The organism is Bradyrhizobium sp. GW821-FHT13H06, assembly GCF_058803975.1.
Map to the genome: position 1 here is coordinate 472,371 of NZ_JBXAPN010000002.1, position 26,307 is coordinate 498,677.

The 26,307-nt window shown below is 64.5% G+C and carries 22 protein-coding genes; 9 read left to right on the forward strand and 13 right to left on the reverse strand.

The window, feature by feature from the left end:
• Window positions 1-160 precede the first annotated feature (160 nt).
• From AC1RQP_RS09095 to AC1RQP_RS09125, 7 genes are all read right to left on the reverse strand, one after another.
• Window positions 161-1,558, reverse strand: coding sequence for an NAD(P)(+) transhydrogenase (Re/Si-specific) subunit beta (locus tag AC1RQP_RS09095; protein WP_239627079.1), 1,398 nt, complete (start codon window positions 1,556-1,558; stop codon window positions 161-163).
• Between the two features lie 39 nt (window positions 1,559-1,597).
• A complete protein-coding gene (locus AC1RQP_RS09100; RefSeq protein WP_028180801.1) occupies window positions 1,598-1,915 on the reverse strand; it encodes a proton-translocating transhydrogenase family protein in 318 nt (105 codons plus the stop codon).
• 22 nt (window positions 1,916-1,937) lie between these two features.
• On the reverse strand, window positions 1,938-3,068 hold the full coding sequence (locus AC1RQP_RS09105) for a Re/Si-specific NAD(P)(+) transhydrogenase subunit alpha (RefSeq protein ID WP_492936672.1): 1,131 nt from the start codon (window positions 3,066-3,068) through the stop codon (window positions 1,938-1,940).
• A 137-nt stretch (window positions 3,069-3,205) separates the two neighbouring features.
• Window positions 3,206-3,358: an aa3-type cytochrome c oxidase subunit IV gene (locus tag AC1RQP_RS09110; RefSeq protein WP_008136857.1), complete on the reverse strand. Its 153-nt coding sequence runs from the start codon at window positions 3,356-3,358 to the stop codon at window positions 3,206-3,208.
• A 96-nt stretch (window positions 3,359-3,454) separates the two neighbouring features.
• On the reverse strand, window positions 3,455-3,850 hold the full coding sequence (locus tag AC1RQP_RS09115) for a type II toxin-antitoxin system death-on-curing family toxin (protein ID WP_492936673.1): 396 nt from the start codon (window positions 3,848-3,850) through the stop codon (window positions 3,455-3,457).
• Between the two features lie 12 nt (window positions 3,851-3,862).
• A complete protein-coding gene (locus AC1RQP_RS09120) occupies window positions 3,863-4,087 on the reverse strand; it encodes an AbrB/MazE/SpoVT family DNA-binding domain-containing protein (RefSeq protein WP_061850860.1) in 225 nt (74 codons plus the stop codon).
• Window positions 4,088-4,169: 82 nt separating this feature from the next.
• Window positions 4,170-6,107: a M3 family oligoendopeptidase gene (locus tag AC1RQP_RS09125; RefSeq protein WP_492936674.1), complete on the reverse strand. Its 1,938-nt coding sequence runs from the start codon at window positions 6,105-6,107 to the stop codon at window positions 4,170-4,172.
• A gap of 127 nt (window positions 6,108-6,234) precedes the next feature.
• Between AC1RQP_RS09125 and AC1RQP_RS09130 the strand changes: the two genes are divergently transcribed.
• The 3 genes from AC1RQP_RS09130 (at window position 6,235) to mepK (ending at window position 12,181) form a co-directional block, all read left to right on the forward strand.
• Window positions 6,235-7,731: a sigma-54-dependent transcriptional regulator gene (locus AC1RQP_RS09130; protein WP_239627085.1), complete on the forward strand. Its 1,497-nt coding sequence runs from the start codon at window positions 6,235-6,237 to the stop codon at window positions 7,729-7,731.
• Between the two features lie 350 nt (window positions 7,732-8,081).
• Window positions 8,082-10,277 carry a L,D-transpeptidase family protein gene (locus tag AC1RQP_RS09135; protein WP_492936675.1) on the forward strand — a complete coding sequence of 732 codons (2,196 nt, stop codon included), beginning with the start codon at window positions 8,082-8,084 and terminating at the stop codon, window positions 10,275-10,277.
• A 284-nt stretch (window positions 10,278-10,561) separates the two neighbouring features.
• Complete coding sequence (gene mepK / locus AC1RQP_RS09140; protein ID WP_492936676.1) at window positions 10,562-12,181, forward strand: peptidoglycan L,D-endopeptidase MepK; 1,620 nt, start codon at window positions 10,562-10,564, stop codon at window positions 12,179-12,181.
• A 47-nt stretch (window positions 12,182-12,228) separates the two neighbouring features.
• Here the strand turns inward: mepK and AC1RQP_RS09145 are convergent, their stop codons facing one another.
• The 3 genes from AC1RQP_RS09145 to AC1RQP_RS09155 form a co-directional block, all read right to left on the reverse strand.
• Window positions 12,229-13,995 (reverse strand): adenylate/guanylate cyclase domain-containing protein, encoded by a 1,767-nt coding sequence (locus AC1RQP_RS09145; RefSeq protein ID WP_239627091.1) that lies wholly within the window; start codon window positions 13,993-13,995, stop codon window positions 12,229-12,231.
• Window positions 13,996-14,078: 83 nt separating this feature from the next.
• Window positions 14,079-14,351 carry a DUF2312 domain-containing protein gene (locus AC1RQP_RS09150; protein ID WP_008546273.1) on the reverse strand — a complete coding sequence of 91 codons (273 nt, stop codon included), beginning with the start codon at window positions 14,349-14,351 and terminating at the stop codon, window positions 14,079-14,081.
• A gap of 197 nt (window positions 14,352-14,548) precedes the next feature.
• Window positions 14,549-14,854, reverse strand: coding sequence for a DUF1244 domain-containing protein (locus AC1RQP_RS09155; protein ID WP_239627099.1), 306 nt, complete (start codon window positions 14,852-14,854; stop codon window positions 14,549-14,551).
• A 168-nt stretch (window positions 14,855-15,022) separates the two neighbouring features.
• Between AC1RQP_RS09155 and AC1RQP_RS09160 the strand changes: the two genes are divergently transcribed.
• Complete coding sequence (locus AC1RQP_RS09160; RefSeq protein WP_239627101.1) at window positions 15,023-15,613, forward strand: DUF1036 domain-containing protein; 591 nt, start codon at window positions 15,023-15,025, stop codon at window positions 15,611-15,613.
• Window positions 15,610-17,046 carry a pyruvate kinase gene (gene pyk / locus AC1RQP_RS09165; protein WP_239627103.1) on the forward strand — a complete coding sequence of 479 codons (1,437 nt, stop codon included), beginning with the start codon at window positions 15,610-15,612 and terminating at the stop codon, window positions 17,044-17,046. The genes AC1RQP_RS09160 and pyk overlap by 4 nt, the downstream gene beginning before the upstream one ends.
• Window positions 17,047-17,192: 146 nt before the next feature.
• Here the strand turns inward: pyk and AC1RQP_RS09170 are convergent, their stop codons facing one another.
• Together AC1RQP_RS09170 and AC1RQP_RS09175 are read right to left on the reverse strand one after the other, a co-directional pair.
• Window positions 17,193-17,873 carry a TetR/AcrR family transcriptional regulator gene (locus tag AC1RQP_RS09170; protein ID WP_028180633.1) on the reverse strand — a complete coding sequence of 227 codons (681 nt, stop codon included), beginning with the start codon at window positions 17,871-17,873 and terminating at the stop codon, window positions 17,193-17,195.
• A gap of 174 nt (window positions 17,874-18,047) precedes the next feature.
• Window positions 18,048-19,046 carry a M23 family metallopeptidase gene (locus AC1RQP_RS09175; protein ID WP_492936677.1) on the reverse strand — a complete coding sequence of 333 codons (999 nt, stop codon included), beginning with the start codon at window positions 19,044-19,046 and terminating at the stop codon, window positions 18,048-18,050.
• A gap of 397 nt (window positions 19,047-19,443) precedes the next feature.
• On the opposite strand from AC1RQP_RS09175, the gene AC1RQP_RS09180 reads away from it, so the two are divergent.
• A complete protein-coding gene (locus AC1RQP_RS09180; RefSeq protein ID WP_492936678.1) occupies window positions 19,444-20,937 on the forward strand; it encodes a hypothetical protein in 1,494 nt (497 codons plus the stop codon).
• 246 nt (window positions 20,938-21,183) lie between these two features.
• Here AC1RQP_RS09180 and AC1RQP_RS09185 read toward each other — a convergent pair whose 3' ends face one another.
• Complete coding sequence (locus AC1RQP_RS09185; protein WP_061880846.1) at window positions 21,184-21,348, reverse strand: Flp family type IVb pilin; 165 nt, start codon at window positions 21,346-21,348, stop codon at window positions 21,184-21,186.
• A 392-nt stretch (window positions 21,349-21,740) separates the two neighbouring features.
• Here AC1RQP_RS09185 and AC1RQP_RS09190 point away from each other — a divergent pair, with 392 nt between their 5' ends.
• The 3 genes from AC1RQP_RS09190 (at window position 21,741) to AC1RQP_RS09200 (ending at window position 26,198) form a co-directional block, all read left to right on the forward strand.
• On the forward strand, window positions 21,741-23,252 hold the full coding sequence (locus AC1RQP_RS09190) for a hypothetical protein (RefSeq protein ID WP_492936679.1): 1,512 nt from the start codon (window positions 21,741-21,743) through the stop codon (window positions 23,250-23,252).
• The gene (locus AC1RQP_RS09195) at window positions 23,249-24,523 is read left to right on the forward strand and encodes a glycosyltransferase family 87 protein (protein WP_492936680.1); all 1,275 of its coding nucleotides are present in this window, start codon (window positions 23,249-23,251) and stop codon (window positions 24,521-24,523) included. The genes AC1RQP_RS09190 and AC1RQP_RS09195 overlap by 4 nt, the downstream gene beginning before the upstream one ends.
• Window positions 24,524-24,635: 112 nt before the next feature.
• Window positions 24,636-26,198: a hypothetical protein gene (locus AC1RQP_RS09200; protein ID WP_492936681.1), complete on the forward strand. Its 1,563-nt coding sequence runs from the start codon at window positions 24,636-24,638 to the stop codon at window positions 26,196-26,198.
• Window positions 26,199-26,307 lie beyond the last annotated feature (109 nt).

Sequence of the window (26,307 nt, forward strand, 5' to 3'; positions counted from 1 at the left end):
TTCATGACATCGGGCCGAAGGCTCGCCGGAACATCGCGGCAGCCGCACGCCTGCTTGTGAGCAGCGTGCCAGACGACGCGCTGCTCGCGCGTCGCTTTGGGCGGCATGGGATGGGACCGGTGCCATTCCTCGTTGATGGCCACGGTCGGCGCGCCTCGCGCTACATCGCCTTGACGATGTTCTCGGTGACCTTCTTGGCGTCGCCGAGCAGCATCATGGTGTTATCGCGATAGAAGAGCGGATTATCGATGCCCGCGTATCCCGAGGCGAGCGAGCGCTTGATGAACATCACGGTGCCGGCCTTCCAGACCTGGAGCACCGGCATGCCGTAGATCGGCGAGGACTTGTCCTCTTCGGCAGCGGGGTTGGTAACGTCATTGGCGCCGATCACGAAGGCGATGTCGGCCTGCGCGAATTCGGAGTTGATGTCCTCGAGCTCGAACACCTCGTCATACGGCACGTTGGCTTCCGCGAGCAGCACGTTCATGTGGCCGGGCATGCGGCCGGCGACGGGGTGAATGGCGTATTTCACCTCGACGCCTTCCTTCTTCAGCATGTCGGCCATTTCGCGCAGCGCGTGCTGGGCCTGCGCCACCGCCATGCCGTAGCCGGGCACGATGATGACCTTGGAGGCGTTCTTCATGATGAAGGCGGCATCGTCCGCCGAGCCGAGCTTGGCCGGCTTCTGTTCGCCGGTTGCCCCACCGGCCGCGGCGGTCTCGCCGCCGAAGCCGCCGAGGATGACGGAGATGAAGGACCGGTTCATCGCGTGGCACATGATGTAGGACAGGATCGCGCCGGAGGAGCCGACCAGCGCGCCGGTGATGATCAGCGCGGAATTGCCGAGCGTGAATCCGATGCCGGCCGCGGCCCAGCCGGAATAGGAGTTCAGCATCGAGATCACGACCGGCATGTCGGCGCCGCCGATCGGGATGATCATGAGCACGCCGAGCGCCAGCGCGAGGATGACGATCATCCAGAAGTCGAACGCGCTGCCTGAGAGCACGAGGCCGACGATGAAGAACACCAGCGCCAGAGCCAGCGCGATGTTGATGATGTGGCGGAACGGCAGGAGGATCGGCGCGCCGCTCATGCGCGCCGACAGCTTCAGGAACGCGATCACCGACCCGGTGAAGGTCAGCGCGCCGATGGCGACGCCGAGCGACATCTCGACCAGGCTCTGCGGATGGATGTTGCCGGGGGTCCCGATGCCGAAGGCCTCCGGCGCGTAGAACGCGCCGGCCGCGACCAGCACTGCGGCCATGCCGACCAGCGAGTGGAAGGCTGCGACCAGTTCCGGCATCGAGGTCATCGGCACGCGGCGGGCGATCACCGCGCCGACGCCGCCGCCGATCGCGACCGCGAGGATGACGAGGATCCACGCCACGCCGTCGGCCGGCGGATGGCTTGCGAGCGTGGTCGCGACCGCGATCGCCATGCCGATCATGCCGAACAGATTGCCCTGGCGCGACGATGCCGGGCTCGACAGCCCGCGCAGCGACAGGATGAACAGCACCCCCGCCACGAGATACAAGAATGCAGAGAGATTGGCGCTCATCTCAGGTCCCCATTGATCCCTTCAGCCCGAGGTGGCCGCTCACTTCGACTTCTTCTTGTACATCGCCAGCATGCGCTGGGTGACAAGGAAGCCGCCGAAAATGTTCACGCAGGCGAAGACGAGCGCGACGAAGCCGAAGCCGCGCGCCCAGCCCGAGCCGCTCGAAATCATGCCGACCCCCACCGCGAGCAGCGCGCCGACCACGATCACCGAGGAGATCGCGTTGGTGACGCTCATCAGCGGCGTATGCAGCGCCGGCGTCACCGACCAGACGACGAAATAGCCGACGAAGACGGCGAGGACGAAGATCGACAGCTGGAAGATGAAGGGGTCGACGAGCTGTGCTGCATGCTCCATGGCGGCTCTCCTTAAACCCGATTTAAGATGATTTGGGCTGGAAGTTCGGGTGGATCACGGCGCCGTCTTTCGTCAGCGCAGTGGCCTTGACCAGCTCGTCGTCCCAGTTGACGGCGAGCTTCTTCTCTTTCTTGTCGACCATGGTCTCGATGAAGGAGAACAGGTTGCGGGCATAGAGGCTGGAAGCCGAAGCCGCGACGCGGCCGGCGACGTTGGTGTAGCCGACGATCTTGATGCCATCGACGTCGACCACCTCGCCCGGCTTCGCACCCTCGACATTGCCGCCGCGCTCGACGGCGAGATCGACCAGCACCGAGCCCGGCTTCATCGACCTGACCATGTCGGCGCTGACGAGCTTCGGCGCCGGCCGGCCCGGAATCAGCGCGGTCGTGATCACGATGTCCTGCTTCTTGATGTGCTCGGCGGTGAGCGCGGCCTGCTTGGCCTGGTACTCCCTGGACATTTCCTTGGCGTAGCCGCCGGCGGTCTGTGCGTTCTTGAACTCCTCGTCCTCGACCGCGAGGAATTTCGCGCCGAGCGATTCGACCTGCTCCTTGGTGGCGGGACGCACGTCCGTGGCTGTGACGACGGCGCCGAGGCGGCGCGCGGTCGCGATCGCCTGGAGGCCGGCGACGCCGACGCCCATCACGAACACCTTGGCCGCAGGCACGGTGCCGGCGGCCGTCATCATCATCGGGAAGGCGCGGCCGAAGGCCTCGGCGCCCTCGATCACGGCGCGGTAGCCGGCGAGATTCGCCTGCGAGGACAGCACGTCCATCACCTGCGCGCGGGTGATGCGCGGCATCAGCTCCATGGCGAATGCGGAGATGCCGGCATCGGCCATCGCTTTGAGCGCCGCGTCGTTGCCGTAGGGATCCATGATCGCGATGACGAGCGCGCCTCGCTTGTACTGCGCGAGATCGGCCCCCTCGGGGCGCTTCACCTTGATGATGATGTCCGCGTCCTTGAGCGCGTCGGCACTGACTGTGGCGCCAGCCGCGGTGAATTCGGAATCCGGCAGGCCCGACTTGATACCGGCGCCTGGCTCGACGGCAACCTCGGCGCCCAGCGCTATGAACTTCTTCACCGTGTCAGGCGAAGCGGCGACGCGCGGCTCCGACGGATCGATTTCCTTGGCAACGGCAATCTTCATGAGGCCTCCGGCGACGCGGGAAAAAGCGCGCACGCGAACTTAGCGTTACTCCCGCAACGTTGGATACCGGTTTTGGGACCGGCTTGAATGCAAATTTTATGGGCACCGACGACGCTGGCGGCGCGGCAGACGATGGATCAGGTGAGGAAGATCGCCATCAGGATCACGATGAGCGCGACCGAGGCCGTGCCGTACTTCACCAGTTTGATGAAGCCCTCATAGGTCTGCTCGTGGGCAACATAGTCGTTGCCGTCGGCGGTGGTGTAGGCCACTTCGCTATGGTCAGCCATTGATGTCCCCAGTCGAAAGTCGAATTCCTGGGTGGCAATACCGCAAAGCTTCGGGCAGGGCAACGGCACGCAGGCGGGGTTTTCCCGCAAATCGGCTCATTTGGAATCCCAATTGTCGCGGATCCAGCGCGCGAGGCTCTCCTCGCTGACTTCGCCAGCAGCAAGTGAGAGGATGATGGCCGTCGCCTCCGCAGGATCGGGACTGAAGGCCGCGCCGTTCTTGTGCAGGAAGACCATCATCGCCATGAAGGCAATGCGCTTGTTTCCATCGACAAATGCATGGTTCTTCGCGAGACCAAACGCGTAGGCTGCGGCGAGTTCATCCAGCGGAGCCTGCTGGTAGCGCCATTTGTTGATCGGCCGGTCCAGCGCCGATCGCAGCATGCCGTCATCGCGTAGCCCCGGCGCACCGCCAAAACGGCGAAGCTGGCGGCTGTGAATTGCGACAGCCTGCTCATAGCTGATCCACAGCGGCTCTTGAGGCTCGCTCATCCGGTCAGCCAGCTATTTTGCGAGCGCAGCGAGCGTATCGCGATACTTGTCCATGATCTCGTCGGCGATTTCCATCGTCCGCTCGAAATCCGGATCGTAGGGCAACGCCTGGAAACCGCCGCCGGGCAATTCGACGATATGCAATTGCTGCCCGCGCTTGAGATCGAGCCGCTGCATCAGTTCGCGCGGCAGCAGCAACCCGTCCGAATTGCCGATCTTCTTGATCTCGATTTTCATGGCTGCTCCAACACGTTATACATATGTATAACATCCCGAGGGAACCAGTTCAACAGATGTTTTATTCGCGTCGGCGCGAGGCTCAGCCCATCGCTTCCAGCTCGTCGATCATGCCGGCGATGACGCTCAGCCCGCCGTCCCAGAATTTGGGATCCTTGGCGTCCAGCCCGAACGGCCGCAGCAGCTCGGAATAGTGCTTGGTGCCGCCGGCGGCGAGCATGTCGAGATAGCGCTCGGCAAAGCCTTCGGCCGCATTCTCGTAGACGGCGTAGAGCGAGTTCACGAGGCAGTCGCCGAAGGCATAGGCATAGACGTAGAACGGCGAATGGATGAAGTGCGGAATGTACATCCAGTAGTTCTCATAGCCCGCCTTGATCTCGATCGCGGGTCCCAGGCTCTCGCCCTGCACCGACAGCCAGATCTCGCCGAGCCGCGTCGCGGTGAGCTCGCCTTTCTTGCGCTCGGTGTGGACCGCGCGCTCGAAGGAATAGAACGCGATCTGCCGCACCACAGTGTTGATCATGTCCTCGACCTTGCCGGCGAGCAGCGCCTGACGCTGCCTTGCATTCCTGGTCTGGGCAAGCAGCCGCTTGAACGTGAGCATCTCGCCGAACACGCTCGCGGTCTCCGCCAGCGTCAGCGGCGTCGGCGCCATCAGCGCGCCGTTCTTCGCCGCCAGCACCTGATGGACGCCATGACCGAGCTCATGCGCGAGCGTCATCACGTCGCGCGGCTTGCCCTGGTAGTTCATGAGCACGTAGGGGTGCGCCGATGGCGTGGTCGGATGCGAGAACGCCCCCGGCACCTTGCCCGGCCGCACCGGCGCGTCGATCCAGCGATCGGTGAAGAAGCGCTCGGCGATATCGGCCATCTTGGGCGAGAAGCCGCGATAGGCCGTCAGCACCATGCTTCGCGCCTCCGGCCAGGCGATGACGTCGGTCGCCGCAAACGGCAACGGCGCGTTGCGGTCCCAATAGGCCAGCCGCTTCTTGCCGAACCACTTCGCCTTCAGCGCATAATAGCGATGCGACAGCTTCGGATAGGCCGCTCGCACCGAGGCGACCAGCGCATCCACCACCTCGCGCTCGACCCGGTTGTTGAGATGGCGGGAATCCGCGACGTCCTTGAAGCCGCGCCAGCGATCGGAGATGTCCTTGTCCTTGGCCAGCGTGTTGGTGATCAGCGCAAAGGTGCGCTCATTGGCCTTGAAGGTCTTCGCCAGGGCTTCCGCTGCGCTCTTGCGCTTGGCGCCGTCGCGGTCCTGCAGCAGATTGAGCGTCGGCTCGATCGCGAGCTCCCTGGATCCGACCTTGAAGCGCAGGCCGGAGATGGTCTGGTCGAACAGCCGGTTGAAGGCGGAATAGCCGGTCTGCGCCTTCTCCAGGAAGAGCTGCTCGAGCTTGTCGTCGAGCTGATACGGCTTCTCCTTGCGCAAGTCTTCGATCCACGGACGGTAGTGGGCGAGCTCGGTGGCCTGCATCGCGCGGTTCAAAATATCGTCATCGATCCGATTGAGCTCGAGCGCGAAGAACAGAAGATGTGTCGACGCCGCCGTCAGGCGCTCGGACACGTCGCCGTAAAACTTTGAAATCGCAGGGTCCACGCTGTCGCCGGCATGGACGAGACCGGCATAGGAGCCGAGACGGCCGGCGAGATCGTCGATCGCCTCATAGCGTCGCACGGCTTCAGCGAGCCATTTTCCGCCATCTTCGTTTGCTGTCCCTGTTGCCAGCTTGCCCTTGTAGTCCGTCTCGAAGGCGACGCAGTCGATATCCAGCTTTTCGAGATCGCGCGCCACTTCCGGCGCGTCGATCCCGGAATAGAGATCGGCGAGGTTCCACTCCGGAAGCTTGCCGGTCTTGCTCGCAGCCTTTGCAAGTGAAGGCTTGGCGAGCGAAGGTTTGGCGAGCGAAGGTTTGGCGGGCGAAGGCTCGGAGGATTTTTTCTTGGCGGGGGATTTCTTGGTGGCTGGCTTGCGGAGTGCCGATTTTGTGAGAGCGGTCTTGGAGCGCGAAGTCATTGTGTGGAAAACCTGTGTTCAACAATCGCGACGGCGGGCGGGGGCATCAAGGCTTAAGCATGCGTTAATCGGCTTCGGCCAGAGTGCCCCGATTCGAGACAGATAGTAGTAGCGTGCGGGGAACACCATGGCTGCCAGTATTTTGATCGCCGATGACGACGCTGTAGCCCGCCGGCTGGTCGAGAACATGGTGCAGAAATGCGGCTATGAGACGGTCGTCGTGGAGTCCGGGGACGCCGCAATTGCCACCCTCACCGCCCCCGACGCGCCGGCCATCGACGCCGTCATCCTCGATCTCGTGATGCCCGGCCTCGACGGCATGGGCGTACTTGCGAAGATCCGCGAAGCCGGCCTGAGCATCCCTGTCATCGTGCAGACCGCCCATGGCGGCATCGACAACGTGATCTCGGCGATGCGCGCGGGCGCGGCCGATTTCGTCGTCAAGCCGGTCGGCGTGGAGCGGCTCCAGGTCTCCTTGCGCAACGCGCTCAATACGTCCGCGCTCAAGGGCGAATTGCAGCGCATCCGTCACAGCCGTGAGGGCCGGCTGACTTTCTCCGACATCATCACGCGCGCTGAGGCAATGACCCCGGTGATGCGAGCCGCACAGAAGGCGGCGAATTCCGCGATCCCCGTGCTGATCGAGGGCGAGTCCGGCGTCGGCAAGGAAATGTTCGCGCGCGCCATCCATGGCAGCGGCGAGCGCAAGGCCAAGCCGTTCGTCGCGGTCAATTGCGGCGCGATTCCCGACAATCTCGTCGAGTCCATCCTGTTCGGCCACGAGAAGGGCGCCTTCACCGGCGCCACCGAGCGGCACATGGGCAAGTTTGTCGAGGCTCATGGCGGCACGCTGTTTCTGGACGAGGTCAGCGAGCTGCCGCTGACCGCGCAGGTGAAGCTGCTGCGCGCGCTCCAGGAAGGTGCCGTGGAGGCCGTCGGCGGCCGCAAGCCGGTCAAGGTCGACGTCCGCATCATCTCGGCAACCAATCGCAAGCTGCTGGAGCGGGTGAAGCAGGGACATTTCCGGGAAGACCTGTTCTATCGCCTGCACGTGCTGCCGCTGACGATCCCCTCGCTGCGCGCCCGGCGCGAGGACATCCCGCATCTGCTCAGGCATTTCCTGGCGCGCTTTGCCGCCGAGGAGAACCGCCCGATCACCGGCATCAGCGGCGAGGCGGTCGCGCACCTGGCCCAGCTCGACTGGCCCGGCAACATCCGCCAGCTCGAAAACGCGGTCTACCGCGCCGTGGTGATGAGCGACGGCGACCAGCTCGACATTGGCGATTTCCCCCTGCTCGCCTCGCAGCCGCATCCCGCCACGGATATTCCGACCGCTCCGCTGATGCTGGAGCCGGCGGCGATACCTTCGATAGCTTCAGGTACTGAAATACCGATCGCGCCACTCCCCGCCGTGGGGACTCTCGCCATGCTCACCGCGACCGGTGATGTCCGCGCGCTGGAGGACATGGAGAACGAGATCATCCGCTTCGCGATCTCGCATTATCGCGGCCAGATGTCCGAAGTGGCTCGCCGCCTCAAGATCGGCCGGTCGACGCTCTACCGCAAACTCGACGAGGCCGGGGTTCCCGGACATGGCGGCAAAAGCGGTGAGGAGACGCACTGAGCCGGGTGCGAACGGAGGTTCGCGCGACGGTGCGCGACAGCGGTAAGCCGTTCGCATGACGACAGAATTCGACTGCGATTTGAACCGTGACCCGGAAGTGACAGACAGACGGAAAACCGCGTGGCAGAAGCGCACAATCCGTTGCCAAGAGGCTCCCTTGAAGTCAGTTTGTCGTGAGTTGTCCCGGGTAGCGCTGGCCGCAGAATCGGGGCCTGTATATCGTCTGCGTAGGAATCGTTGCGTGCAGGCGTGCAACTTTCGAGAGGCCGGCGCGGTTTAGCCGAAGCTCATCATTAGGCGATAACGAAGCTGTTCCACGAGGGGACAGCTCACCCGAGGGGTGCGACACAATGCGTGACTGTTTGAACCACCGTGCGGGCTTTGACCGTGTCTTGATGACGGTTGCAGCGACCTTCCTCGCGGTGTCCGCCAGCTCGGCGCTGGCGCAGGACCAGGCGCGCAGCAGCGCTGCCGAGCTCGCGATCGAAGCTGCGATCCCGCGCCCAGAGCCGGCAAACGTCCCGCCCCCCACTGCAGCCGACATCAAGCTCGACACCACCGCCACGGTGCAGGATCCCACCAAGGAAATCGCGAAGGAGCCCGTCAAGGCGGACGCCGCGCCTGCGCCGGACAAGGTCGAGACCAGGCCGTCCGACGTCGTCACCACGCCGGCGCCCGAAGCGCCGAAGAGCGAGACTGCGAAGACCGAGCCTGCAAACACCGAGCCTGCAAAGGCTGACACCGCGACCGCCACGCCGGCGGCTCCCGCGGCTCCCGCTGCAGCGGCTCCCGCCGCCGAGCCGGTGAAGGCCGCGAGCAACGTGCCCGCAGCCGACCAGCCGGTCGCGGACAAGCTCAGGGACATCATCGGCGCCAGGACCGCGCGCTATTTCGACCGCAAGAACGAGCGCGCGGCGATCGAGAAGTTCTACGGCGCACGCGATTTCGCGCCGGTCTGGACGCAAGGCGGCATCCCGACCGCTGCCGCGAAGGGCGTGATCGCGCGGCTTAAGGACGCGGCCTCCGACGGCCTCAATCCCGCCGACTATCCGTTGCCGGATTTCGCCGCCGCCACGACGCCCGATGCGCTGGCGGATGCCGAGCTCAAGCTCACCGCGAGCATGTTCGACTACGCACGTCATGCCCAGAGCGGCCGCATGCATTGGTCGCAGGTCAGCGGCGACATTCTCTATCCCGAGCATCCGGTCGACCCCAACGAGGTGCTCGCCAAGGTCACGACCGCGGCGGATGCTTCCGCAGCGCTCGACAGCTACAACCCGCCGCACAAGCTCTACAAGGAGCTGAAGGCCAAACTCGCCGAGCTGCGCGGCCAGGGCAACGGCCCTGTGATCGAGATCACCGACGGTCCGGCGCTGAAATACACGCCGGCCAGCAAGAAGCAGGCTGAGATCGTCGTGGAAGATCCGCGCGTGCCGCAGCTCCGCGCCAAGCTCGGCCTGGCCGAGAATTCCAGCGACACCCGCTACGACGCGGCGGTCGCCGAGGCCGTGCGCAAATTCCAGAGCGGCGCCGAGATGAAGGCAACCGGCATCCTCGACGACAAGACCGTCAAGGCGCTCAACACTCCCAAGCGCGACAAGCAGATCGACGTCGTGCTGGTCAACATGGAGCGCTGGCGCTGGCTGCCGCGCGACCTCGGCGCGTCTTCGCTGGGAGATGCCTATGTCATCCTCAACATTCCCGACTTCACGTTGAAGGTGATGCAGCGCGGCCATCAGGTCTGGACCACCCGTGTCGTCACCGGCAAGCCCGGCCAGCACGCCACCCCGCTGCTGACCGAGACGATGAAGTACATCACGGTCAATCCGACCTGGAACGTGCCGCCGTCGATCGTCTACAACGAATACCTGCCGGCGCTGCAGCAGGACCCGACCGTGCTTCAGCGCATGGGCCTCAGGCTCGAGCAGAACCGCGACGGCTCGGTGCACATCTCGCAGCCGCCCGGCGAAGCCAACGCGCTCGGCCGCATCCGCTTCAATTTCCCGAACAAGTTCCTGGTCTATCAGCACGACACGCCGGACAAGCAGTTGTTCGCCAGGGACGAGCGCGCATTCAGCCATGGCTGCATGCGCGTACAGAATCCGGATCAATACGCCTCCGTGCTGCTCAACATCACCATGCCGAACGAGAAGTACACGCCGGAGCGCGTGCGCAGCATGTACGGCAAGAGCGAGATCGATCTGAAATTCCCGACGCCGATCCCTGTCAACATCACCTATCAGACTGCGTTCGTGGATGATGCCGGCAAGCTGCAATTCCGCAAGGACATCTACGGCCGCGATGCGACCATGATCAACATCCTGAAGAATAGCCGCGGCAAGGACCTGGAGAGCGTCGTCGCCCACTCCCAGCCGAGCTATTCGCGCCCGGCGACGACGTTGCCCTCCGGCGTGGCGGTGGCCAACAATGGCGGTGGCTTCGCCTCGTCCGGCCCGAACTTCTTCGAGCGGCTGTTCGGGGCTCCCACCCCGCCGCCGGCTCCGGTCGGCCGCCGCCCGCAGCAGCAGCGGGTGTTTACCCGCTGAGTCCGGCTCGTTGCCTTATTTCCGAAAATTCCGCAATGATATCAGCGACTCCGTCCCCCGGGATGGGGTCGCTTAACGTTAACCATCGTCAACCTGGGTCCGGGCAGCGGCTTCTTTTGGCCACAGTCAACCGCTTAGGATTGCACTCTGACTTGGTTTGGGGGCGGGAAGGTCAACCTCGAATTAACCTTCTTGCTTTAAGAAAGCGTTCATCCTCTTCGCGCTGCTAACGGGGTTGGCGGGAGAGTCCATTTTGAACGCTCGTCGACTGGGTGGGCTCATACGTGCTGACTGGTCTCGCACGCAAATTCGTTGTGCTGTCGTTGTCCCATGCGGGGGTGAAGGCCGGATCCCGGATCGGCCTCGCCTCCGTGTTGCTGCTTGCCGCCGCAGGCTCGGTCCACGACGCTGCGGCGCTGAACGAGACCAAGACGCTCTCCTTCCACCACACCCATTCCGGCGAAGACCTCACCGTCACCTTCAAACGCGACGGCCGCTATGACGAGGCCGCGCTGAAGCAGCTCAACCATTTCCTGCGCGACTGGCGCACCCAAGATGAAACGGTCATGGACCGTCGCCTCTTCGACATCCTCTGGGAAGTCTATCGCGACGTCGACGGCAAGCAGCCGATCCAGATCATCTCCTCCTACCGCTCCCCCGCCACCAACGCCATGCTCCGCCGCCGCTCCTCCGGCGTGGCGCGCTCCAGCCAGCACATGCTGGGACATGCGATGGACTTCTACATCCCGGGCGTGCCGCTGGAGCAGATCCGTTTCGCCGGCCTGCGCCTCCAGCGCGGCGGCGTCGGTTTCTATCCGACCTCCGGCTCGCCCTTCGTGCATCTGGACACCGGCAGCGTCCGGCACTGGCCGCGCATGACGCATGACCAGCTCGCCCGCGTCTTCCCGGACGGCAAGACGGTGCATCTGCCGACCGACGGCGTTCCGCTGAAGAACTATGAGCTGGCCAGGGCCGAGATCGAGCGGCGCGGCAGCGGCGACGACGCCGGCAGCAAGCCGAATTTCTTCGCCGCCTTGTTCAGGAGCAAGCCGGCTCCTGCCGCGAGCAGCGACGAGGATGACGAGGGCGCGCCCGCAACGGCCGCGAAGCCGTCCGCGCCGACCGTGGTCGCAGCCGCCGCCAGGCCCGCCGAGCCGGTGCCGACGCCCCGCGCCAAGCCGCAGATCGCCGCAACCTTCCAGCTCGCTTCGGCCGATGCCCAGATCGTTGCGCCGCCCAAGCCGAAGCCCGCGCCCGTGGCTGACAAGCCGGCGGCCGGCAAGTCTGTTGAAGGCAAGCTGGAGACACCGGCCGACATCATCAATGCCCGCGGCTTCTGGGATGATGTCCCGGCCGCGCCGCAGCAGGCGACGCCGGCTCAGGTCGCAGCGTTGAAGGCGCGTCAGGCGCTGGCCGCCGCCACCGATCCGCAACCAACCGCGAGCGTGACCAACGCGGCCTTCCAGGCCCTGGCTTACGCACCGGCGGCCTCCCCGGTCGACCGCGCCAACGTCGTCGCAGCGTCCGCACCGATCCCGCGCTCCGCCCGCCCGGCTGCGGCCACCCGCAGCGTGGCTCAGGCGACGGAGATCAACATGGTGGTCGGCAAGAGCATCGACGGCAGGGTCGCAACCGCCACCCGCCTCTCCGCGGCCAAGGGCGAAAGCATCTGGCTCAAGATCGTGATGCTGTCGCCGAGCGCCAGTCGCGCGATGTCGGTGACGCTGATGGGCGAGCTCGACACGGTCGCGCTGCGTGCCTATTTCGTCAAGCCGCGCGCGGTCGTCACGATGGGTTTTGTCGACGATCCGATGCAGGGCCTGTCCTGCGACAGCTTCTCGGGCAGCGCGACTGCAAAGCTCGAGACCACGTCCTTCGTCTTGCGCACCGCCTCGCTGCGCTGAGTCCCGGGTCCAGCAAGGCTCTTTCTGCTCTCCCTCGCTCGGATCGATCAAGCCGGCAGGCCAGCCGCGATGAGGCCGGACTCGTGGCGCTTCCGGTCGAGTTCGCGCTTGTAGTGCAGCGTCGCCAGATGAACGGCCACCGAGAACCCTGGTTCGCGCTTCAACACCTCCGCGGCGTGAGCGCCAGCCGCGATCGCATTCTTCATCTGCGCGAACGTCGCGGCCAGGAACGCGTGATGGGTGTAGTCGGGGCGTGTGATCCTTGAAAACGCCTCGGCGGCCTCGGCGTATTTCTCCGCGCAATAATAGGCGCGGCCCAGGTGGCTCCAGAAGCGCTCTGGATGATAGGGGTTGAGGCGCATCGCTTTCCTGATCCAGTCGATGCCTTCCTCCGGCAAGCCCAGCCAGGTCAGGAGCTCCCCCTGTTGCACGACCACCAGGTCGTAATTCGGGTTGAGGGCAAGCGCACGCTCCTGATGATAGGTGGCCTTCTCGTAATCGTGACGCGTCAGATTGAGTGCGGCGAGTATGCGGTGCACGTCCGCGTCATTGTCATCGAGCGCCAGCGCGATCTCGAGTTCCGAAGCCACCTGCTCGAAGGTCGCCTCGCGGTCGGCGCACCAGCCATAGATCCAGCATTGGCCGAGCACGCATGCCATCCAGGCATGAGCGTGGGCATAGTTCGGATCCATCGCCAGCGCGCGGTTGAGCAGCGTTTGCGCCTGTGCGTTGTCGTCGCGGTTTGACCGGTGATGCAGGAGCTTTGCAGCCAACACGCATTCGTAAGCGGGCATGTTGTCGGTCGGCTTGCGCTTGGTGCGGTCGTGCGTTGCGGCTTCTACCCGGCCGGGCAAAGTCGCCACGATCGCGCGGGTCATCTCGTCCTGGATGGCGAAGATGTCCCGGAGCTCGCGATCGTAGCGTTCGGCCCAGATATGGCGGTCGGTCTCTGCATCGATCAGCTGCACGGTGACACGGACGCGCTCCCCGGCCTTCCGCACGCTGCCCTCGATGACGTAGTCAACTCCGAACTCACGGCCGATGTCCTGAACCTTGACGGCCTTGCCCTTGTAGACGAACGTCGAGTTGCGGGAGATGACAAGCAGGTCGTGAAAGCGTGAAAGCTCGGTGATGATGTCCTCGGTGAGACCGTCCGCGAAGAACTCCTGCTCCGGATCGCCACTCATATTGGCGAATGGGAGCACGGCGATGGACGGCTTCTTCGAGACACCCGGTGGCGTCAGTGCAGTGTTCGACCCGTCGGGCAGGCTTGCAGGCCCCTCGGCCAGCCGAATGCGGAAGACGCGGATCGGGCGAGCGATGTTCTTGACGCTCTGTTCACCGAGATCATCGAACTGAACCCCGTCCAGCCGGTCGCCGACCTGATCGCGCACCGCGCCGGAAACGCAGATTCCTCCAGGCTCGGCCAGCGCCTCCAGCCGCGCCGCGACGTTGACGCCATCGCCGAAAATGTCGTTCTGATCGACGATGACATCGCCCAGATTGATGCCGATGCGGAATTGGATCCACCGCGGCGGCGGAACGTCGGCATTGCGTCGCGCCATCCGGCGCTGAACCTCGGCGGCACAGAGCACGGCATCGACGACGCTGTGGAATTCGGCCAACATGCCGTCGCCGGTCGTCTTGATGATACGGCCGCGGTTCTTGGCAATGGCTGGATCGATCAGTTCGACCCGATGGGTCTTGAGGCGCGCGAGAGTGCCGGCCTCGTCGACCTCCATAAGCCGGCTAAAACCGACCATGTCGGCGGCGAGGACCGCGGCGAGCCTGCGCTCTGGTCCCGGCACATCCATCGCTCGGTCTCTTCACCGAGCACTCTAGCAGACGCAGAGGTTCTGCCCAAGCGTGTTGCGCGCCAACACCCCGGCGATGCGCCTCAGATCATCCCCAGCGCCTGCATGTAGGTCTCGAGAATGGTCTCGGCCTCGGCGCGCTCGTTGGGGTCCTGCTTGCGCAGGCGCACGATGGTGCGCAGCGCCTTGACGTCGTAGCCGTTGCCCTTGCTTTCGGCATAGACGTCGCGGATGTCGTCGGAGATCGCCTTCTTCTCTTCCTCCAGCCGCTCGATGCGCTCGATGATGGACTTGAGCTGGTCCTTGGCAAATTTCGTCGCGGGCTCGTCGTCGCGGACGGCGGCGGAGGTGGCCATCTTGTACTCCCAATGGAACTGGCAAAACGAGGTGACGCCGGCATCCCTCACCGCGCGTGCTGGGTAGACCCTTAGGGTTGGGGCCAGCTGCATTCAAGCAAGCATCGCGCTCGTCCACAGCGCGCCCACACCTTCCTGCGCCGAGGCGAAGAAAGCTGTTGTCTGGGTGCGACTCGGGCGATGGAGGTCGGGGCCGTTCAATGCCCGTGGGGATGGACCTTCTGCATCGTCTCGAGCTGCTCGGGCGTGGCCGTGCCCTGGTACTTCGCCTTCCAGGCCTCGTATGGCATGCCGTAGACGGCCTCCCGGCTCTCGTCCTTGCTCAAGGGCACGCCCTGGGCGTCCGCGGCGTCCTTGAGCCAGTTGGACAGGCAGTTGCGGCAGAAGCCCGCCAGATTCATCAGATCGATGTTCTGGACGTCCGTCCGCGTCTTCAAATGGTCGACCAGGCGCCGGAAAGCCGCCGCCTCGAGCTCCGTTCTGGTTTTGTCGTCGATTGCCATGGCTGTATCCCTTAGGGGCCCGTCCCGATGGCGGTCACCCTTACGGGATCAGGTGGGTCCTGTCACAGATTTTGCCATATCGCGGCGCAAACGGGCCCAAGCCCGGCTTCGGGGCGCGCCCCCGGCCCAACGCCAAATCGTCAATGATCTGGTATAGCTTCCGCAACAATGATTGCCGAATCTCCCCGCCTCCCGCTTCGCCTGCTTGCCCGGTTGGTCCCGGTGCTGGTCGTCGCCCTGCTGTGCCTTTGCGCCAGCCCGGCCTCGGCCGATTTCCGCCTCTGCAACAACACTTCGAGCCGGGTCGGGATCGCGCTCGGCTACAAGGATGCCGAGGGCTGGACCACCGAGGGCTGGTGGAACATCTCGTCACGCTCTTGTGAGACGCTGCTCCGGGGCACGCTGGTCGCCCGCTACTACTACATCTACGCCATCGACTACGACCGCGGCGGCGAATGGTCGGGCCAGGCCTTCATGTGCTCGCGCGACAAGGAGTTCACCATCCGCGGCACCGAGGATTGCCTCGCGCGCGGCTATGATCGGACCGGCTATTTCGAGGTCGACACCGGTGAGCAGCGGGCCTGGACGGTGCAGCTGACCGACGCCAACGAACAGCCGGCGCAGCAACGCGTACCTGGCCTGCCCGGCCCGGTTGGCCCGGGCGTTCCGGGTTTGCCCAATGGTCCGCCCGGTGGTACGCCCCCCGCCGCGCCTGGCCTCCCGCCAGCGCCCTCGTCCCCGTCTGGAAATAAGCCATGAGGCGTCTTCGCCGTATCAAGATTCTCGCGACCCTGGGACCGGCTTCTTCAGACCTCGCGATGATCCGCCGCCTGTTCGAGGCCGGCGCCGACCTGTTCCGCATCAACATGAGCCACACCTCGCATGACAAGATGCGGGAGCTGGTGGCGACGATCCGCAACGTCGAGAGCAGCTATGGCCGGCCGATCGGCATCCTGGTGGACCTCCAGGGCCCCAAGCTCCGGCTCGGCGCCTTTGCCGAAGGCGCGGTCCAGCTCCAGAACGGGCAGACCTTCACGCTGGATTCCGACAAGACGCCGGGCGATGCCACGCGCGTCCATCTCCCGCATCCGGAGATCCTGGCTGCGTTGCGGCCGGGCCATGCGCTGCTGCTCGACGACGGCAAGGTGCGGCTGATCGCGGAGGAGACCTCGAAAGACCACGCGGTGACACGTGTCGTCGTCGGCGGCAGGATGAGCGACCGCAAGGGCGTCAGCCTGCCCGACACCGACCTGCCGGTCTCGGCGATGACGCCGAAGGACCGCGCCGACCTCGAGGCGGCCCTCGTCACCGGCGTCGACTGGATCGCGCTATCGTTCGTGCAGCGCGCCGACGACGTCATCGAGGCCAAGAAAATGATCCGCGGTCGCGCCGCCGTGATGGCCAAGATCGAGAAGCCGCAGGCGATCGATCGCCTCGCCGACATCATCGAGGCTTCCGACGCGCTGATGGTGGCGCGTGGCGATCTCGGCGTCGAACTGCCGCTCGAGCGCGTGCCGAGCCTGCAGAAGCAGATGACGCGGATGGCCCGCCGCGCCGGCAAGCCGGTGGTGATCGCGACCCAGATGCTGGAATCGATGATCCAGTCGCCGGTGCCGACCCGCGCCGAGGTCTCCGACGTCGCCACGGCCGTCTACGAGGGTGCCGACGCCATCATGCTGTCGGCGGAATCGGCGGCCGGCAAATTCCCGATCGAGGCGGTCTCGACCATGAACCGCATCGGCGAGGAGGTCGAGCGCGACCCGACCTACCGGTCGGTGATCATGGCCCAGCGCCCCGCCCCCGAATCCACCGCGGGCGATGCCATCGCGGACGCCGCCCGGCAGATCGCCGAGACGCTCGACCTGCCCGCCCTGATCTGCTGGACCAGCTCGGGCTCGACCGCGGTGCGCGTGGCCCGCGAGCGGCCGAAGCCGCCGATCGTGGCGATCACGCCGAACATCACCACGGGCCGCCGGCTCGCCGTGACCTGGGGCGTGCATTGCGTGGTGGCGGAAGACGCACGCGACCAGGACGACATGGTGAGCCGCGCCGGCCAGATCGCGTTCCGGGACGGTTTCGTCCGCGCCGGCCAGCGCGTGATCATCGTCGCCGGCGTCCCGCTCGGCATTCCCGGCACCACCAACATGGTGCGCATCGCCTCGGTTGGCCCCGAGGGCGACGCCAACATGTGATTTCCGGCCGCTCCGACAAAAAGTGCGAAAACAACCCCATGCACAGTAGACGGCGACTTCGGCGCGCGTGCTGCGGTTTTTCGAAAAGGCGAGCCCGACCAGCGGCCTGAGCGCGATCAGGTCTCCACCTCGTAGCGTGACCGATTTTACGCCCCGACCAGCGCCTTCGTCGTCGGCAGCAGCGTCTGCTGCACCACGAGGCCGCGGGCGCGGGCGTCCATGACGCCGACCGCGCGCAGCGCCAGCAGCGTCACGGTCTGCACCGCATCGCGCATCTTGACGGGATCATCGAGATTGTCGGGCGCGAGCGGCCCGACCAGGGCCTCATGCAGCGCGCCGAGCAATGCGGTGGCGGCGAGCGCGGTATCCTGAGCCGGCAGATGACCGGCGCGCACGGCGGCATCGATTCGCGCGGCGATTTCGCCCGCGATCTCGCGCCGGCTGGCAAGGCGCGAGGCACTGACATCGACATCGACAGGCTCGGCCAGGATGCCCCAGGCCAGCCTGCGCTGCGACAGGGTATGGACCGCCACGGTGGTCACGGCCGCCGCCAGCGCCGAGGACGGCCCCGGCGCGGCATCGGCTGCCCTCCGGATCGCCGCGAGCTCGTCGCGGGAGACCTCGGCAATGAGCTCGGAGATCAGGTCGGCCTTGGAGGGGAAGTAGCGGTAGACCGTGCCCGCTGCGACATTGGCCCGGACCGCGACGGGCGCGATCTGCACCGCCGCCATACCGCCTTCCGCTGCCGCGTCCCGCGCCGCCGCCAGTATAGCGCTGCGCCGCGCCGCAAGGCGCTTCACCACTTGATGCGTCCGCCGATAAACCATGGCGCGCTTCCTGTCCCACACGCCGGCCACACGCCCTGCGGCCAAACGCTTCGTCACGTCAAAAGATGCAAATCGCCCCGCAAGGACTGAACAACTATTCAGGGTGAATGACAAGATGGGAAATGCGTGAAGTGTCACAACGAGGCGAGTTGAATGGGCTCGCGCGACGAGATGCTATTGCGCGATGTCCACCTGAAAGGACCGCCGCTCGATCTCGGCACCCCTTCGGCTCAGAACAAAAGTCGCGGTGTAGGTGCCGGGCGGCCAGGTGGAGCCCGTGCGCTTCCTTCCAGCCGAGATGAAATATTGGGCCTGGTCTCGCGGCAGCTTCGGTGCGCGATACTCCGCAATGACTTGCCCCTGAGGTGACCTCAGCTCGATGGCCTGCTCATCCTCGGCCTGAAGTCCGATTGCGCGAACATACGCAACGATGGCCGCAGAGTGAGAGCCAGACGGGGATCGCTTGATGTCTCCCACCTCGATCTCGTCCATGGTCACCGCTCGATCGGCAAAGCCCGCATTGATGATCTCGGTCGGCCGGTAGTCGGGCGCAGAGCTCGCCATGGGCTGCCACAGCGAACGACCGACGTTGCATTCGCCCTTCGCGGCCCCTTCGGCGAAGGGATCAACGACTGCTCCGTTCTGCCTCACAGTGAAATGCAGATGTGGGAACTCGGTGTTTCCGGACAGACCAACCCGCCCGAGTGCCTGTCCCGCGCTCACGCTGTCGCCGGGCTTCACACTGAGACTGCCCTTGGCCATGTGGCAGTATTGCGTGCTCCAGCCGTTTCCATGTTCGACGATCGCCCCGTTGCCACACTCCTTGCCGGCGATTGCGGCTTTGCCGACGACCTTGACCGATACGTCGTCCATGCCGTCGCGCATGTAAGCAACGCGCCCCGAAGCGGCAGCAACGACCTCGACCCCTTTTCTCTGAAAGTCCAGATCGGGCAGCCGGATGTCGGTGCCGTCGTGGCCGTCATAGGTTCGGTGACCACATCGAAAGTCCAAGGTCTTGTCGGAGGGATCATGGTCAACGTAGTTCTGGATGAAGCAGGTCGTTCCCAATTCGCAGGCAACCGGCCAGGCAAAGAGTTGCGGTTCGGAGCTGTGGGATGCCGCCGCGCCAGCCATGACCGCGCAAAGCGCCGGGGCAGACACAAGCGTTCTCATCCGATCTGTCCGTTCTCTATGAAGGGGCGGGCGGATAGTCTGAACGGCGTACCGTTCGAGACAAAGCGTAGTCCGGACGCGAGAGTTTTATTACTGAAGTCCCAAGAACCTTGGCCAAACATCAGTACACTGTGAAGCCACGTGAACTGGTAAGGATCAGCCCGCGAAGGCAAGAAATCGCGCCCCGAACAATGATGGAATTCTATAGAGACCTACAGCGGTAAGATGCAAATGCGGATGCGAGCGCGACGCAGCTCCGAGCTGCACGTAAGCAGATGGTAAACGCATCCTTGCACCGCCTGAAATGGAAAACCGGTGCGGTTTACCCCAACTTAAACGCGATCATGCTCAGGTCCTGATGCGCGGTTGCGCGCGGTCGCCCAACCCCGAGCCTCCAATGTCGATTTCCGTCATCAGCAGCGTTCCGGTCCGCGGCGTCGCGCGGTGGCTTTTGCCGGTCTGCATCGGCGTCGGTGTCTACCTGTTCTTCCTGGGCGTCGGCGACATCATGCTCCGGGATTCGGATACGCTGTGGCAGATCAAGATCGGGCAGTGGATCCTCGAACACCGCGTGATGCCCTACACCGACATCTATTCGTTCACGCGCGCCGGCGAAGCGTGGATCTCGAGCTCCTGGTTGTCGCAAGTCCTGTTCGCACTGGTCTACGAGCCATCGAACTGGTCGGGCGTGGTCATCCTGACATCGCTCGCGATCGGCGCGACCGCGGCGATCTTCGTTCACCTGCTCGAGCCCTATCTGGAGCCGGCACGCGCTTTCGTGCTCGTGACCCCGCTCCTCTTCATGTCGATGGGTCATTTTCTCGCGCGCCCGCACATGCTGGCGCTGCCCGTCATGGTGGCCTTCGTCGGCGGGCTGCTGGCGGCCGCCGACCGGCGTAGCGCGCCGTCCTGGCTGTTGCTGCCCCTGATGGCGCTGTGGGCCAATCTTCACGGCGGCTTCGTCATGGGCCTGGCCCTGATCGGAGCCATCGGCCTCGATGCGATCGCGTCTTCCGATCGCAAGGACCGGTTTGCCCTGGCGGCGCGCTGGGCCGTGTTCGGACTTGCCGCGCTCGCCGCAAGCTGCTGCACGCCCTATGGCTGGAACACGCTGCTGGCGTCGACCAAGATCCTCAGCCTCGGCAAGCTGCTCTCGCTGATCGGGGAGTGGATGCCGGCCGACTTCAGCTCGCTCGATCTGTTTGGCGCCAGCCTGCTCGGCTTGATCGCCATCGGCTATTGCAGCGGGGTGGTGCTGTCATGGACCCGCATATTCCTGCTGCTCGGACTGATCTGGGCGGCACTCAACCATATCAGAAACATCGAGGCCTTCGCGCTGTTGACGCCCCTCGTGCTGGCAAAACCGTTCGCCGAACATTTCGGAGTGACGAGAGCACTCGCGCTGAGGGGAAGCGAGGCGCGGCCCTCCTTCGCCCTGACCGCACTCGCGGCGCTGGCCATCGTCGCGGCCGGCTGGAGCATCACGCGGTCCTATGCCACGCCGAGCCGTTATGCGTTCATCAGCAATCAATCGCCTGCGGCTGCGGTCGACCTGCTCGAAAAACGGCACGCGCAACGGATCTTCAGCACCGCTCCGATCGGCGGCTATCTGATCACCCGCAACATCAAGAGCTTCATCGATGGCCGCGCCGAGCTGTATGGCGACCAGTTCGTGCTCGACTATTTCGATGCCGTCGAGGGCAAGAACGTGGACACCCTGCTGCGCCTGCTCGAGACCTACCGGATCGACGCGACGCTGCTGAACAAAACCGTTCCCGCCGCCAGGATCATGGACCATCTGCCGGGATGGAAGCGGCTCTATGCGGATGATATCGCCGTGGTTCACGTCCGCGACGACGCGCCGACGCAGCTGCCTTCCGCATCACGGTGAGCCAAGACAAGGCCGCCAGCTCTCGCGGGCCTTCGCCGACGCAAAGTTCGCCTTGAGTCATCCTTCGGCTGCAGCGGGCCCTCGGGTCGCTTTTGCAGCGGGATGTCCGAGGCTCATCGCAAGTCGCCTGCCAAAGCGAGCGTCATGAACTATGCACCTCAACCGGTCGTCCGGCTGCAGGCGCCTCGTACGAAAAAGAGCCCCGCCAGGGACGGGGCTCTCAAGAATTCGCAGCTCGTCCTGGCCTTACTTGAGGCTGGTCGAGATCGAGGTGAACTTGGTGTTCAGCGCGGTACCGAGATTGTTGACGACGGTGATGATCGCCAGCGCGATGCCGGCAGCGATCAGGCCGTATTCAATAGCGGTGGCGCCGGATTCATCCTTCACGAAACGCGCAACGAGGTTCTTCATAGAGTGCTCCAAATGGGTACACGAGGCTTACAACTGATCTGGTCTTTTCGGCTTCCCAGCGCCGCCCGACCATGGAACCGAACGTAGAGGCAAAGAATTGCGCCGCAGTTAATCCGACTACGTAAACATCGGGCGGTTTGCGAGTATTCGCCGATGGTAAATCGAAATCCAAAACAACCTGTTAAATTGTCGGGACACGGCTCAGCGCGGCCGATTTACCCGAAGTTATTGACCGCCATGGTCCAATGCCACCCGCTCGGACTGAAGCGCGATGAGATGACTCGCTCATCGCGCTTCAGGTGATTGTTTGAGCGTGATCTTCTCGGAATACCGCTACGTACTTTTTCCGGATCATGCCCGACCCGACGAGAACAACAGGACGACGAGGCGGCATGTCCCTTTCCCTTGCCAACAGCATGGCGGCGCAAAGCCGCGCGCGGGCTCTGGTGCCGCTGTGCGTCGCTGCCGGCGCGTACCTGTTCTTCCTCTATCTCGGCGACACGCTGCTTCAGGATTCCGACTCGTTCTGGCAGATCAAGATCGGGCAATGGATCCTCGATCACAGCGCCGTGCCGTACACCGACTTCTACTCTTTCACGCGCACCGGCGAAGCCTGGATCTCGACATCGTGGCTGTCGCAGGTCTTGTTCGCCTTCTCCTACACGCACTGGGGCTGGGCGGGCCCCGTCATCATCACCGCGATCGGTGTCGCGCTCACCGCCGCCATCTTCGTCCATTTCCTCGACGCGCAGATCGAGGCACCGCGCGCGGTGCTGTTCGCGATGCTGGCGCTGCTGCTGTCGATGCATCACGTGCTCGCCCGTCCGCATATCCTGGCGCTGCCCGTCATGGTGGCGTGGGTCGGCTTGCTGATGGCTGCCGCCGACCGCAAGAGCGCGCCGTCCTGGACCTGGCTGCCGCTGATGGCGCTCTGGGCGAACCTGCACGGCGGCTTCGTGCTGGGCCTCGCGCTGATCGGTCCGATCTCGCTCGAGGCGGTCGAGCATGCCGAGAAGGGGCGGCGGCTTGCCCTGTTCATGCGCTGGGTGCTGTTCGGAATCGGTGCGTTGATCGCGAGCTGCTGCACACCCTACGGCTGGCGGACGCTGCAAGGCGCGACCAACATCCTCAGCCTCGGCGAACTGCTGTCGCTGATCTTCGAATGGATGCCGGCGAACTTCGCCACCTTCACCTCGTTCGAAGGCGCCCTGCTTGGCCTGATCGCGTTCGGCTATTATCGGGGCCTCGTGCTGTCGGCGCCCCGGATCTTCCTGATCCTGTTCCTGACCTGGAGCGCGCTGACCCATGTCAGAAGCATCGAGGCATTTGCGTTCCTGGTGCCGCTGGTGCTGGCAAAGCCGCTCGGCCAGATGTTCCCGCGCCGGGCGCCCGACGCCGCAGACGCCGACCGCTGGCCGGCCCGCCATGTCACTGCGCTCGGCGCGCTGATGATCGTGGCGGCAAGCTGGACCTCGACGTCGCTCTATCTGGGGCACCATCGCTTCACCTTCACGATGACGCAGACGCCGGTTGCGGCGGTCGACCTGCTCGAGCAACGCAAGGTGCGGCGCATCTTCAACGCCTACCAGTTCGGCGGCTATCTGATCTCGCGCGACATCCCAGTTTTCGTCGACGGCCGCGCCGAGCTCTATGGCGAGAAATTCGTCGTGGACTTCTTCAAGGCGACGGAGGGCAAGAAGCCCGAATTGCTGCCGCGCTTGTTGGATGAGTACAAGATCGACGCGACGCTCCTGGTGGCCGACGCGCCGGGCCCGCAGATCCTCGACCAGCTCAAGGGCTGGAAGCGGATCTATGCGGACGGCATCGCGGTGATCCATGTGCGGGACGACGGGCAGGCCGGCGTGGCGCCGGGAGCGGAACTCCCGAAGGATGCTCGCAAATGAGCATGTCCCTTCAACCGCCGATATCCGCTCCAGCGCGTCGCCGGATCGAAATCCCCCTGATGTTCCTGCCGGCCGTGTCGATCGCTGCGCTGTTCGGCTGGGGCATCCTGATCTCGACCTTCGTCCATCCCGGATGGATCGGACTGAACCACATCGCTCCCGGCACTGACTGGATGGTGTTCTACGGCGCCATCAGATCGATGCTTGCCGGCAAGCTCGCGCTGGTCCTCGATGCCGAGGCATTCACCGCGCATCTCAACCAGTCGTTCGCATCATGGCTCACGGTGCCGCTGGAGTTCCGCCCATGGTTCTATCCTCCCAGCTTTCTCGTTCTGCTGCTGCCGTTCGCTCCGCTCGGTTTTGCCGGCTCCTATGTTGCATTCCAGGCTGCGACCGCAGGCCTCTTGGCTTGGGCGCTTCGCAACCGCGCCGAGCAGCCGCAACTGACGCCCTACGTCATCGCTGCCGTGCTGGTCTCGCCATCCGCATCGCTCAATCTGGCCGATGGACAATGCGCGTTTCTCGTCGCCGCACTGCTGGTGGCGGGCGTTAGACTACTCGGACCGCGGCCGCTCCTTGGCGGCGCCATCCTCGGACTCCTGAGCTTCAAGCCGCAATTCTTTCTGCTCGTTCCGTTCGCGCTGCTGGGTCTGCGCCAATATCGCGGCCTGTGTGCGGCTGCATGCTCGGCATTCGCACTGGCGCTCGCAAGCGTCATGATCTTTGGCATCGAGCTGTGGATTCGGTGGATACCACAGGCGTTCAACAACCTGGTCAGCCCCGATGAGAAATGGCTGGCCTATGGCCGCATCTGGGGTCACAGCGTGTGGGCCTGCGCGGTACTGCTGGGCGTGCCGGAGCGGCTGGCCTCGATCCTGCAATTGGGCGCGATCGTATCGAGCGCGGCAGCGACCTTCGTGGCGTTTCGCTCCTCGCTGAATAGCGACAGCAAGTTGATCGTGTTGCTTGCGGCAACCGTGCTGGCGGCCCCGCATTCGGGCCCCTATGATGCGACGCTGCTGGCGGTCGCCATCGTGCTGTGGCTCGCCGCATCGATCGATGCTCCGCGCCTTCTCGACTGGCTGATCGGGCTCGGCATCTGGATGGTCCCGCTGCTCAGCCCTGCGGTTTATGTACCTGCGGGACGTCTATCACCGCTCCTCACCATCGCTCTCATTGGCCTCGTGTTCGGAAGGATGCATAGCCAGGCGAAGTCTCGCGAATCGGGAATTCCGCCGCTGTCTTCAATTCGATCTACCGCTTGCGATTAGGCCCGCGGCCGGGACTCCATGCAGGCGTCCGGATCCGGGCGGCGGCCGGTCCTTGCAGACGTGACGCAGCCAAGACCTCGCATACCGCGCTCAGACCCAACGATCCCACGACATGGTTTCTTCCAACAGGCCGACCTTGACAATTCCGGATCGTCTCCGCTCGGACCGATCCGTGGCGATCGGCGTTCTTGCAATGCTGGCGGCCGTCTCGTTTCTTCCGATGCTACTGACCCCGATCCCCGCGATGGTCGACTATCCCAATCACCTCGCCCGCATGTACATTCTGAGCCAGAACGGTACCTCCAACGCCAATCCGCATTACGAGGTGGTGTGGGCGTTCTATCCCAATCTCGGGATGGATCTGCTGGTCCCGCAGATGGCGCGGCTGGTGAGCGTCGAGAACGCCACACGGCTGTTTCTGCTGCTGAGCCAATTGCTGATCGTCGGGGGCGCGCTGCTGCTCGAATGGACCCGAAAGGGACGGATTCATCTTGCCGGCTTCGCTGCGCTCGCTTTCCTCTACTGCCTGCCGTTCAGCTGGGGTTTCGTGAATTTCGAGTTCGGACTGGGCCTCGCTCTCTGGGGCATCGCCGTCTATCTGATGCTGGCAGAACGCCCATGGCCGCTGCGTTTCGCCGCCAACCTGGCCGTCGTCGCTGCGCTGTTCGTGGCGCACTTCTTTTCACTGGGCATCTATGGCGCGACGCTTGGCCTCTATGAGCTCTGGCGCCTCCGCCATCAGCGAATTGCGTACCCGGTCGCCGCTGCGCGGCTCGTCGCTCTGGCCCTGCCGGCGCTGGCGCTGTTCGTGGTCATGCATCTGACTGCCGGCTCGATCGGGGGGCAAGGTTCGAGCTGGTTCCTCGGGTTCAAGCCGGTTTGGCCGCTCCGCATCATGAACGGCTACAATCTGACGGCAGCGGCGGCGACCGGGCTGACGCTCGCGATCTTGCTGTACTTCGCCACAAGACGCGGCTTCCTCAAGCTCGAACCAGCCGGGATCTGGATCGCGATCGGTCTTGCGCTGCTCTACCTGGTCATTCCGTCGAGACTGTTCGGAACCTCGTTTGTCGACCTCCGCATCATTCCCGCCGCGGCCCTGATCCTGCCCGCCTTCTGCTCGCTGTCGCTGCCGGGCCGAGCGTGGAGCATGGCTGCGCTCGCTGCGATCAGCGGCATCACGTTGATCAATCTCGCCGTCGTCCTCGCGGTGTGGCTGCCTTACCGTGCCGACTATGCGGCCATCATCGAGTCGTTCCACAAGCTCGATCGCGGCTCGCGCGTCCTGGTTGGCAGCACCGGCGACAATGGAGATCCCCCCTTCGCCGACCTCACTTCCTATCCGATGTACTATGCGCCGACGCTGGCCGTGCACTATGCCGACGCGTTCGTGATCAATCTCTTCACGGAAACCGGCAAGCAACCCGTACGGACACGCGAGGCCGTGCGCCGTCTTGCGCTGTCCGACGGAGGAATAGTTCCGTCAGGGCTGCTTGTTGCGATTGCGGCAGGCCAGCCGCCGGCGGACGCCCCGCCCCTCGTCCGCACGTGGTACCGGGACTACGACTATCTCTATTTGGTTGGGCCGCCTGCCGCGAATCCGCTACCGGATCTGCTCCAGCTGTTGGACAGTTCGGATCGATTTGTTCTCTACAGGATCCGCCGCCGGTCCTGAAGCGCGATGAGATCGGGATGGATCGTCCTCGTGCGTTCGGCACAACGTGGACAATCAGGCACCATCCACCTGCTCCGCCCTTTCGTCTCCGGATGGTCCAAACCCGCGG